5 protein-coding genes are annotated in these 11,343 nt (G+C 55.8%); all 5 read right to left on the reverse strand.

Features of this window, described 5'->3' with window-relative positions:
* Positions 1-252 precede the first annotated feature (252 nt).
* The 5 genes from ONR75_RS27290 to ONR75_RS27310 are packed head-to-tail and all read right to left on the reverse strand — an operon-like array spanning position 253 to position 11,342.
* On the reverse strand, positions 253-1,197 hold the full coding sequence (locus tag ONR75_RS27290; protein ID WP_265080003.1) for a calcium-binding protein: 945 nt from the start codon (positions 1,195-1,197) through the stop codon (positions 253-255).
* Positions 1,140-2,360, reverse strand: a complete 1,221-nt coding sequence (locus ONR75_RS27295) for a calcium-binding protein (RefSeq protein WP_265080004.1) — start codon at positions 2,358-2,360, stop codon at positions 1,140-1,142. Before ONR75_RS27295 ends, ONR75_RS27290 begins: the two co-directional genes overlap by 58 nt.
* Positions 2,303-3,328 (reverse strand): calcium-binding protein, encoded by a 1,026-nt coding sequence (locus tag ONR75_RS27300; protein ID WP_265080005.1) that lies wholly within the window; start codon positions 3,326-3,328, stop codon positions 2,303-2,305. The genes ONR75_RS27295 and ONR75_RS27300 overlap by 58 nt, the downstream gene beginning before the upstream one ends.
* Complete coding sequence (locus tag ONR75_RS27305; RefSeq protein WP_265080006.1) at positions 3,258-10,679, reverse strand: calcium-binding protein; 7,422 nt, start codon at positions 10,677-10,679, stop codon at positions 3,258-3,260. Before ONR75_RS27305 ends, ONR75_RS27300 begins: the two co-directional genes overlap by 71 nt.
* Before the next feature lie 9 nt (positions 10,680-10,688).
* Positions 10,689-11,342, reverse strand: a complete 654-nt coding sequence (locus ONR75_RS27310) for a hypothetical protein (RefSeq protein ID WP_265080007.1) — start codon at positions 11,340-11,342, stop codon at positions 10,689-10,691.
* Position 11,343 lies beyond the last annotated feature (1 nt).

An 11,343-nucleotide genomic window follows, 5' to 3' on the forward strand; every position in this document is an offset into this window, starting at 1 on the left:
CGATGGCGTCGATAGGCGCGGGGCCAAGGCTAGGCCCGAGGGACGGTACAAGGGCTGCCAGAAGACACCGAGCAAAATAATTGAATCCCAGATAATATCGGGGAACGGTCGCGCGGCGCGATCCAAAGGGCCCCGCCGGCTGCATCCGCACGAGAATCGCTAGATGGCCAAACGCGGCGGCTCGGTAGCTTGACTTGTTGACACAACAGGACGAGAGGCCCCTTGAAAAAAGGCCTCTCGCAGTGTGAGCTACTAAGCGTGCCATGCGGCAGCAACCGCATTCTGCAAGCCGGAATCAGACGGCAACTCGTGTATGCTGGATGACGTCGGATCGAAACCAGGGTTGTTCGCTGAATACGTCGCCATCGCCTGAACCAATTGAGATATTTGACTGTCTATCTTTAGGCCTCCGGCTGCAACGTCATCCAGTTGAGTAGAGCTTCCTACGTACCAGTTATGGATGGTGATGTTGGAAGCACTTCCCAACACATCGATTTTCAAATCGTTGCCTGATTGCAGGAACCAAAGATTTTCATCGGTGATGCCGCCATCGAAAACAAGCTCGTTTGTAGGGCCGACAGCTCCGTTTGCATAGATGTGAGCTTCACCGGTATCTCGCGACGCGATGTACGTATCATTTCCGCTGCTGCCATTCTCACTCCCAGCGGTACCAAACGTTTCGACTCCGGAGCCCATCTCGAAAATATTGATGCCAAAGCTGCTACCGTTTATGGCGCTGCCTGGGCTTCCAGTCCACGTGAACGTGATCGGTGAGCCCACGCCCGGCGCGGGCTGCCCGATGTCCATCGTGCTACCGTCGCTAAACCTGAGTTGATTGATCGCGCTCGATACTCCCCACTCATTCACCGTCAAGCCTTGATAGATCACAATTTCGTCGTCGGTGCCTCGCACGCGGATGACAAGGTTCGTGTCTCCCGACTGAAGTATGATATCGTCGGCCGTTATTCCCTGGCCGAATTTGATGACACCGGTGCCTCCGTTTGCCCAAATATAGCTCTGCCCTCCGCTGTAGAGAACAGTCGTCTCGCCGACCGCGTCAAATCCCCAGCCGGATCCCGAGACCATCTCGAAGACATCATTCCCGTAGATGCTGCCGTTATATACCGAAGTGCTCGTTCCTACCCACGTGAACGTGATTGGCGATCCGACTCCAGGCGCAGGCTGCCCGATGTCCATGGTACTACCATCGTTGAACTTGAGCTGCCGAATCGCGCTGGACACCCCCAGTCGTTCATCGCCAGATCTCCGCCGACACGGATGCTGTCCTCGGTCCCCCGCACAAGGATCACCAGATCCGAGCCGTCCGACTGAAGCAAAATATCGGCGGCCGATATTCCGGCGCCGAATCGGATGATGCCTGCGGAGCCATTTGGATTGATGCTGTTCTGACCTCCGCCAAACACGACGGTGTTCTGGCCGCTATTCTCACTGTTGAATGTGAGGTTTGCTCCAGGAGACAGCTCAAATACATTGTTCCCGTAGCTGCTTCCGCTACCGGCCTCTAGCCACGTGAACGTGATTGGCGATCCGACTCCAGGCGCAGGCTGCCCGATATCCATCGTGCTACCGTCGCTGAACTGCAACTGCCGGATCGCGCTCGATACTCCCCACTCGTTCACCGTCAGGCCTTGATAGATCACAATTTCGTCGTCGGTGCCTCGCACGCGGATGACAAGGTTCGTGTCTCCCGACTGAAGTATAATATCGCCTGCCGTTATTCCCTGGCCGAATTTGATGATACCGGTGCCGCCATTTGCCCAGATATAGCTCTGTCCTCCACTGTAGAGAACAGTCGTCTCGCCGACCGCGTCGAAACCCCAGCCAGACCCTGAAACCATCTCGAAGACATCGTTTCCGTAAGTGCTTCCGTTGTAGACTGACGTGCTTGTTCCGACCCAGGTAAATGTAATCGGCGATCCGACTCCAGGCGCGGGCTGCCCGATGTCCATCGTGCTACCGTCGCTAAACCTGAGTTGATTGATCGCGCTCGATACTCCCCACTCATTCACCGTCAAGCCTTGATAGATCACAATTTCGTCGTCGGTGCCTCGCACGCGGATGACAAGGTTCGTGTCTCCCGACTGAAGTATGATATCGTCGGCCGTTATTCCCTGGCCGAATTTGATGACACCGGTGCCTCCGTTTGCCCAAATATAGCTCTGCCCTCCGCTGTAGAGAACAGTCGTCTCGCCGACCGCGTCAAATCCCCAGCCGGATCCCGAGACCATCTCGAAGACATCATTCCCGTAGATGCTGCCGTTATATACCGAAGTGCTCGTTCCTACCCACGTGAACGTGATTGGCGATCCGACTCCAGGCGCAGGCTGCCCGATGTCCATGGTACTACCATCGTTGAACTTGAGCTGCCGAATCGCGCTGGACACCCCCAGTCGTTCATCGCCAGATCTCCGCCGACACGGATGCTGTCCTCGGTCCCCCGCACAAGGATCACCAGATCCGAGCCGTCCGACTGAAGCAAAATATCGGCGGCCGATATTCCGGCGCCGAATCGGATGATGCCTGCGGAGCCATTTGGATTGATGCTGTTCTGACCTCCGCCAAACACGACGGTGTTCTGGCCGCTATTCTCACTGTTGAATGTGAGGTTTGCTCCAGGAGACAGCTCAAATACATTGTTCCCGTAGCTGCTTCCGCTACCGGCCTCTAGCCACGTGAACGTGATTGGCGATCCGACTCCAGGCGCAGGCTGCCCGATATCCATCGTGCTACCGTCGCTGAACTGCAACTGCCGGATCGCGCTCGATACTCCCCACTCGTTCACCGTCAGGCCTTGATAGATCACAATTTCGTCGTCGGTGCCTCGCACGCGGATGACAAGGTTCGTGTCTCCCGACTGAAGTATAATATCGCCTGCCGTTATTCCCTGGCCGAATTTGATGATACCGGTGCCGCCATTTGCCCAGATATAGCTCTGTCCTCCACTGTAGAGAACAGTCGTCTCGCCGACCGCGTCGAAACCCCAGCCAGACCCTGAAACCATCTCGAAGACATCGTTTCCGTAAGTGCTTCCGTTGTAGACTGACGTGCTTGTTCCGACCCAGGTAAATGTAATCGGCGATCCGACTCCAGGCGCGGGCTGCCCGATGTCCATCGTGCTACCGTCGCTAAACCTGAGTTGATTGATCGCGCTCGATACTCCCCACTCATTCACCGTCAAGCCGTTGACTACCCGGATAAGATCGTCGGCGCCCCTAATCAGAACCAAAAGATCCGAATTATCCGCCTGCAATATAATGTCGCCGACTAGGATGGACAGAATCGAACCTAACGGATCCAGTGCCGCCATCTATGGTTACCTGGCCATCACCCCGACTGAACAGATAGCTCTGCACATCGCCGTCACCGGAATTGTTCGCTAATATTTCCAGAACTTGAGCTTGGCTCCAGGTGACGCCATCCGCGAACGTGATTGCCAACAGCGGACCACCGCCACCGCCAAACTCGCCTTGCACCGTAACCGTCTTTCCGGTCGCCTTGTTGGTAATAATCAGATCACTGCCATCATTTGCGCCCGACCGCGTCAACCTCACACCAGCCGATGCGATATCCGCCATTTGCAGCGTCGACGTGAACCTGCCTGGATCAGCGATCACGTCGTTTCCGCCAGCCGAGGAATAAACGTAAATGTCGGCCCCGCCCCTGCCGTTCATGAACCTGTCGCCGAGTCCAGCAATTAGGGTATCGGCAACATTGAATCCGAGGATCTGGCCGGCTCCGGCGTTAGACGATTGCGCAAGCAGCATGGTGCGGAGACTAGACTGGGTCCAGACGGTGCCGTCATCGAATACGACCTGCTCAACGCCTTGCGCAAACCAATTGTCGAGCTCCTCCTTTAGTAATATCGAGCCGCCGTTGCCGGCACCCGGTGCCGTTTCTGCTACCTCCAAAGCAACGTCATTGCCATTGCGGAAAAGAGAGACAGCGGATGGCGCGATCCCATGCAATCTCAGCGTATCGAACTGGCTGAAATTCCCCGCAGTGCCTTCGATGATGGAATCGTTGCCGTCGCCACGTGTATAAACGTAGATGTCGTCGCCGGCGCCTCCACTGAGAGTATCGTCGCCACCTGCACCGGAGATAGTATCGTTGGTATTGTAACCAATAATGATGTCGTTTCCGGAAGTCGACGCCTGGGCCAAGAGCTTTAACCGCAAATCGTTCTGCGTCCAGATGGTGCCATCGGCGAAGACGATCTGCTCAATTCCCTGTGCAAACCAGTTATCCAGTTCGTCCTTCAGTAAGACCGATCCAGCGTCTCCATTTCCAGCCGCGGTTGCAGCGAAGAGGACCGTTACGTCGTTGCCATTTCGAACCAGACTTGCTTCAGAGGGATTAATATCCTGCAACTTCAGCGTATCGAATTGACTGAAATTGCCAGCGGCGCCTTCGACAATGACATCGTTTCCATCGCCACGAGCGTAAAGGTAAACGTCGTCACCAGGGCCGCCATTGACCGTGTCGTCGCCGAGACCGCCCGCGATGAGGTCCGACACGTTGGACCCATTGATGATGTCGTCACCATTCGTTCCGGACGCTGTAATCAACATCGACCTGAGAACCGCCTGTGTCCAGACTGTTCCATCGGCAAAGACGATCCGCTCGACGCCCTGACTGAAGAAATCGTTGAGTTCGTCCTTGAGGAGAATGGACCCACCATCACCAGCGCCGGCGGAACTCGCGGCGATCTGCAGCGTGACGTCGTTTCCATTCCGGATCAGGCTGACGTCTGCGGTATTCAGACCTTCGAGAATAAGAGTGTCGAACGTGCTGAAATTTCCTGCCGCTCCTTCGATGATGACGTCATTTCCGTCTCCCCTTGCATAACGGTATGTATCGTCTCCCGGACCGCCGCGCAGCGTGTCGTTGCCAAGTCCCCCGCGCAAAACGTCGTTTGTATTGAAGCCGACAATGGTGTCGTTTCCGGAAGTCGAGGTTTGGGTCAAAAGCGCGAGACGCAGGTCGTCCCGGGTCCACACCGTCCCGTTGTCGAACATAATCCGCTCGACGCCAGTGCTGAAGAAATCGTCAAGTTCGTCCTTCAGCAGAACAGACCCGCTGTCCGCCGCTCCGGGCGCGCTGTCAGCGATGATCAGATTAACGTCATTCCCTGAACGAACGAGGCTGACCGCAGTCGGAGCGATACCGTGAAGAACGAGCGTATCGAATGCACTCGTCTGCGCGTCAGAACCTTCGATAATAGTATCATGACCGTCGCCGCGACCGTAGACATAAGTGTCATTCTCGCGGCCACCATTGATGACGTCGTCGCCCTTACCTCCGCTTAACGTATCCTCATAGGAGAATCCGTAGATTGTGTCGTTGCCGTCAGTTCCAGCGGCGCTGTTAAACCGTTCAATAACGTCGTTTGCGCTCAGGATTGTACCGTCGGCGAATTCAAAATGCTCAATTTGGCTAGGAATGAAATTGAACAAGCCGTAAAGGATGGTGAATTGGCCGCTCACTGTGACGACGTCGCTAGTGCCATTGATGGAAATCTGAAGATCGTCCAAATTGCCAACGCGTTGGAAGGTGACATCCGCGAAAGCGGCATCCTTGAAACGCAATACGTCGTTGTTGGTGGCCAAGAGCGACCCCATATTGTCGCTAATAGTGTCATGGCCGTAGCCGTGTCCAAAGATGTACGTATCGCTCTCGTTTCCACCGGACAGGAAATCGTTACCCGTCTTGCCGTCGAGCAAATCGGAATATGAGAAGCCATAGATCGTATCGTCGCCGCTCGTTCCCGCGGCTGCATTGAGCCCTTGAATCACACTTTCCCAGTTAACTGAGCTACCGTCGATAAACTTGAAAAACTCGACGCGGTCAGGCTGCATATCGTAAATATTGTAGTAATATAGGAACTGTCCGCTGATAGTTAGCGTATCGGTTGAATTGGCAATCGAAATCTGCAGGTCGTTACTGTTCCCCACTCGATTGAATATCAGATCTGCCGCCGTGATTCCCGGCCCAAACTGCACACTGTCAGCGTTCTCGTTGAGAATGCTGAACTGCTGATCCTCAATGGAGACGTGTCCGTAGCCTCTGTTGAAGACATAGGTATCTCCGTCGTCGCCACCCGAAAGGTAGTCGTTGCCGCCATGACCATCGATGACGTCCGGATAGAATGCTCCGTACAGGTTGTCGTCGGCTGACGTGCCGGTGGTCACTATGTGCTCGATGTCTTCCCACGTCATGATGGTGCCATCGGCAAACTTAAACGTCTCGACGCGATTGAACCAGGCCATGCCGAGAAGGCCGAAGATGTCTAACACCTGCCCGACGAACTGGTTCTTGATCGTCAAGGTGTCTGTGCTGCCCGTCAGCGTGATCAACAGGTCCGGCGTCGCTCCCGTCCGCTGGAATGTGACGTTGCTCGGCGTAACACCGCTGGCGAATTCGAGGACGTCATCCTCACCCCAGCCATAGCCAATGAGTCCAGAGATAAACGTCTCCGGATATCGCTGTTGATCGTAAATGGTGTCATGGCCTGATGCATATCCGAATCTGTAGGTGTCGCCGCCATCGTAACCGACCAGCAGGTCATCACCGGCGCTGGCGTAGAACTGGTCGCCGGTCCCGTAGCCGTAGCTCGTGTCGTTGTCATCCGTAAAAGACGACGCGAGCGTCTTGACCTGGATGTCACGCCATGACCATCCGGTTCCGCCATAGAACAAGATGCTGTCGATACGGTTGTCCAGGGAGAGCTGCGCGCCGTAGCCGTATGGAGTATAAGCGAATTGATCCTTGAGGGTGATGCTGTCTCCGGCCCAGCCAAAGTAGATGGTCAGGTCACTACTGTCTGCATTTCGCACCAGACGAACGTCGCTCGATGTGATCCCGCCAAAAAGGAAAAGCGTATCGGTGGCGCGAAGGGCTGGGTTTGTCATCACGTCTTGGATAGTGTCGTTTCCATCGCCGCGCGTGTAATAATAACTGTCGCCGCTGTCGCCGCCGCGAAGCAGATCGTCGCCCTTCAGACCTTCGATTTCATCTGCGAATGCCGAGCCGTCGAGGATATCATTGCCATTCGTACCTAGGCCGATCGCAGCGGCGATGTCGCCTGCCTCATAAATCGTTCCGTCCGCAAACTGGATCTCCTCGATGGCCTGGTCCGGCGTTAGTACCTGGCCAGCAAGAGTAATCATCGGGGCAGTGAATTGACCGTGAACCGTGATCCTGTCCGTAGTTCCCTTGACGCGGATAACGAGATCGACGCCCTCGCGCGAAATGGTGACATCGTCGGGATTGTAGAGCGCGAGACGAATTCTGTCGCCGTTAACACCATATTCGGAGTCAAAGATGTCGTCCTGGCCGAAATTGCGACCGAAAACAAAGACGTCCTGGCCGCTGCCACCCGTGATCGTGTCATTTCCAGCTCCGGCCACATAGACCTGCGGACCGGTTGCGCTGCCGCGCGCCAGCGTATCGCTCCCTGCGGTGCCGATGGTCACGCCAGTAAGACCGAGGCCAGCGACGAGTTGCGCCAGCGTCAGCGGCGAGTTGGTGCCGTCGAGCGCACGAACCAGCCCCTGGACCTCGTAGTCGGTGAGGATCTCCTGGCCTTGCTGTCGCACCAGCGCGCTGCCATAGGCAACCATCGCCGGAGCCCAGTTGGCGTTCCAGTCGGCCAGCGCGGTGGCGGGATCCGCAGAAAGCTGCGCAATAGCTGCACGATAGGCATCGGACAGGGTGGCCGGGCCCGGCGATACGAACTGATCCCCGGCGAGGTCATAGGCGATATCACCAAAGATGGCATGCAGCGGCCCCTGAACGGCGAGGCGGACCGTGGCTTTATTGAGAACGTTGTTCCAACTGGTGACCAGCTCGGCAACGTTCGCGTCGGTTGGTTGACCGTTACCGTCGCGCGGCGCGAGTTGCTGTCCCATGTAGCGTTCGAGCAACGCCAGGCGTTGGGTATCAAAAGCGCCGCCGCCCATCGGCGTCGCCGTCATGCCGTCAACGCCAGCCCAGCGGAACAGTATCGCCTGTGCGTCAGCCCGCAACGTGCTCCAGGCGGTGCCGACGGGACGCGCCTTCAGCGCCGCCACCGACGCGAGCAGCGTGGCGTCGTGCGTCATCGCCACCGCCAGGTCGGTCAGGCTGCCGAACCCTTTCAGGTTCATCAGCGTCGCAGCAGCCGCCGAGACCGTGGTATCACCGAGATATTTGGTGTCGATCTGGTTGTTCTGGAGGATCGTATCGCCGATCGTCGAGGTTGTCCCGTCGGCACGGGTAAAGGTCGCCTCCGCTGTCACGGTATTTCCGCGTATGCTGCCATGGGCCGGCGTCGAGGTGGAGAGCGAGATTTCTGCTATTCCGGTCTCGGCCAGGGTCTTGAGTTCACCGGCGTCGGTAACACCGTTGCCATTGAGGTCGCGCCAGACACGGAGGGATGCGAAAGCACTATCGGCAGTGTTGATCTTGCCATCGTGGTTGGAATCGAGGGTGGCAAGCACGGAGAAGCCGGAATGGCTATTGTCACCGAATAGCTCGCTGCTGTCGTCGATTATGCCGTTGCCGTTCAGATCGCGCGCCAGAAGACCGTCGTCACCACTAACCCAGGCGGTTCGCTCTGCAAAGCCATCGTGGTCGACGTCGAAATAGACATTTGCCGCATCCGGCCGCGTTAGCTCGAGGCCGTCTCCATCGAGGTCCAAAACCAGCGGATCGGTGCCAGCGGGTTCACCACCGAAGCCAGCAAGCAGCGCGAGGTTGAGGTAGCGCTTGTAGTCATCAAGGGAGCCGTGTGCGAGAATTTGACGGAATGCGACGATGTGTGCAGTGGCCGCACCGGTATCGAGGTCGAGGTTATAATTGTCGATCACCGCCTGCCCGCCACGGCCGCGCGCGAACTGAACGATGAGCTGATTCGATTCGGTCACGGCATAGCGCACAGTTGTCATGGCCGGGACGTCGAGGGCGAGGGCGAGCGCCCCGAATACGTCCAGGAACCCGACAGGCGCGCCCGACAGGAGGCTGGACAGCGGTGCATAGTAGGCCCAGCCATCCTCCATCCAGTACTGCTGTACGCCGCCCGTTAGGACGAACGAGCCCCAAGACGCGTAATCTTCAGCGGTCGCATCCTTGACGAACGTATTGTCGGCAAGGCCGAACAAATCGGAACCAGAGTCGCCGTAGAGTTCGCTACCAAAGCCGCCGCCAACGACGACGTCACTACCGGCTCCGCCGTGAATGATCGACGTGAAATCACCTGCTACAAGGAAGTCGTCACCCTCGCCGCCGTTGATCGTATTGGCACCAGTCCTTGTGCCGACGATGACGTCATTGCCGTTGCCACCGTCGATAACCACGTTGATTTGATTTTGCGAAATAGCCCGCGCTTGTTCGAGGCGCCCTTGTGCTGCCTGTGCTATTTCGGACGGAGTCTTTGCGAAGCTAGTCGGAACCGCCCTAGCCGCACTAAGAATTTGCTCTTGCGCGGCCGTTAATACGCCTCCGGGGTTTAACCAGTGGAGATTGAGGTAATCTCCGCTAGAAGAGCCAACAACACGTTCAAAGTCAGTCAAGCGCACCCCAGTTGCGCCGGTGAGACTTTGGCTATCGCGACCTTGGTAGAGCTCCACTACCTGGGGCGCTGAGCTCAGGCTAAGGAACGGCGCCTTTGCTGATCCGGCATAAACCGGTCCAGCATGAGCAGAAAAATCAAGAGCATCGCCTTGGCCGCCGCTTGATTGAGAGCCTCCGTCGACAAGTACTTTATTAGGAATACCCGCAATATTTGTATTGATATGCAGAATATCCTCAGCAGAGCTCAGTTCTACGCGCTCGATGCCATCTAGTGTATCTTCTCCAGTATTTTCGCTGGATAAATGAAGACGTTGGACACCGACTCCTTGTGCGCTTATTGATATATCTACGCCGTGGGTCTCATCATCGCCCGTATAACGAACGGTATCATCATTACTCCCCGAAAGAGACTGCTCTCCGTAAAATGTCTCATTTAGTGACGTATTAAGAAAGATATCTTCTCTAAAATCTCGTCCTAAGACTTTGATATCCCGATTAAAGAGTTGGTCCTCAATACCCTTCGCTGATATAATATCGGTGCGGTCTGTCGCGATAATTGTGGCAGTTGTCGAATTTCCGCCCGGCATTCCATACGAGAAATAGGAGTCAACGAAACGTAGGCCAGAAGTATCAAATATCTCGCGCGCATCGACGCCGTAGTTCGCCAATGCCGAAAAGATGGTCGCATTGGAATTGGCAATGTGAGAATTTGCCGGATCAGGAAACTCGTAACGATATTGATTGTTAATGCCGAGGACATCCACGATTAATGAATTCCACGCTCCATTGACGTCTGACCAGTCGCCGCCAGCCATCACCCTATCAGTAATATCCACGCTATGGCGCGACTGCGGCGTTTCGCCTGGGCTATAACTGTCACCGGACGCTTTTAGCAGGTCTAGAGATGTTGATAAGAGTCCCAAAGTCGCAGGTGCGCTAGGATCTAAGCCAGATGTTCCCCTTAAAACCCAGTCATCTTCGTTACGGTTATTGCTGATTACTACGCCGTTGACGTCCACCGCGACATCGCGGAGAACAAGATACATATGGCCAGCGCCAGTATGTTCGCTGAACGCCGGCTTCGCTTCCAGGAAGATTCGCAGGGCCATGTTCCGTTGCTACTTTCTTGATAGAGAGAAGTTTTCGGCGATCTCCCCGCCTGGAATTGGCGGACAGCTCCCCTTGGGCTCGATATCGGTTCGATATGGACGTTCCAATGTTGGCCCATGAAAAATGATGGTTAATTCTCCCGGCGCTTTGGGATATGTCGGCGCGAACGGGCGCTTATACCTTGGACCGGCAAGAGTTGCGATGACCCACGCTTCTCGCGGCCAGATCACGACGGCCCCGATCCGAAACACGTCGAGAACGTAATGGAACAGAACGACATTCGTTTTATTCATAGCTGCGACAAACGGGTCTGATTTTCCTTGGTCTAGATTTGTACCGTTCGTGTTACGATACTCTGCTCCTAACGAACGCAGCACCGCGTGCATTATTGCCAGCCGCGAATAGACGTCCGACTTGCCTGAGCTCAGCGTTTCGAACAACTTGGTAAAATTGGCCGATGTCGAAGTGTCGTCTGCCGAAAGCGACGATGTCACGATCCCCGACAGACTGCGCGCCTTAGCTAGATAGTCGCGATATTCCGCATTTGATACCGGGCCAAAGCTGCAAGTATCCTGCTCTGAATGAAAATTCAAAAGAGTGATGTAGTTGGCTGCGATACCCAGAAGCCCGAGCGAGATAAGAGCAGCCAAGCCTTTGTTCATC

This window comes from Rhodopseudomonas sp. P2A-2r (assembly GCF_026015985.1).
In the GTDB taxonomy this organism is placed as follows: domain Bacteria; phylum Pseudomonadota; class Alphaproteobacteria; order Rhizobiales; family Xanthobacteraceae; genus Tardiphaga.

Excerpts from the sequence above, each read along its gene's own strand:
- ONR75_RS27310 (WP_265080007.1), bottom strand. The coding sequence starts at position 11,342 with ATGAACAAAGGCTTGGCTGCTCTTATCTCGCTCGGGCTTCTGGGTATC.
- ONR75_RS27295 (WP_265080004.1), bottom strand. The coding sequence starts at position 2,360 with ATGGACATCGGGCAGCCTGCGCCTGGAGTCGGATCGCCAATCACGTTC.
- ONR75_RS27305 (WP_265080006.1), bottom strand. The coding sequence starts at position 10,679 with ATGGCCCTGCGAATCTTCCTGGAAGCGAAGCCGGCGTTCAGCGAACAT.
- ONR75_RS27300 (WP_265080005.1), bottom strand. The coding sequence starts at position 3,328 with ATGGCGGCACTGGATCCGTTAGGTTCGATTCTGTCCATCCTAGTCGGC.
- ONR75_RS27290 (WP_265080003.1), bottom strand. The coding sequence starts at position 1,197 with ATGGACATCGGGCAGCCTGCGCCTGGAGTCGGATCGCCAATCACGTTC.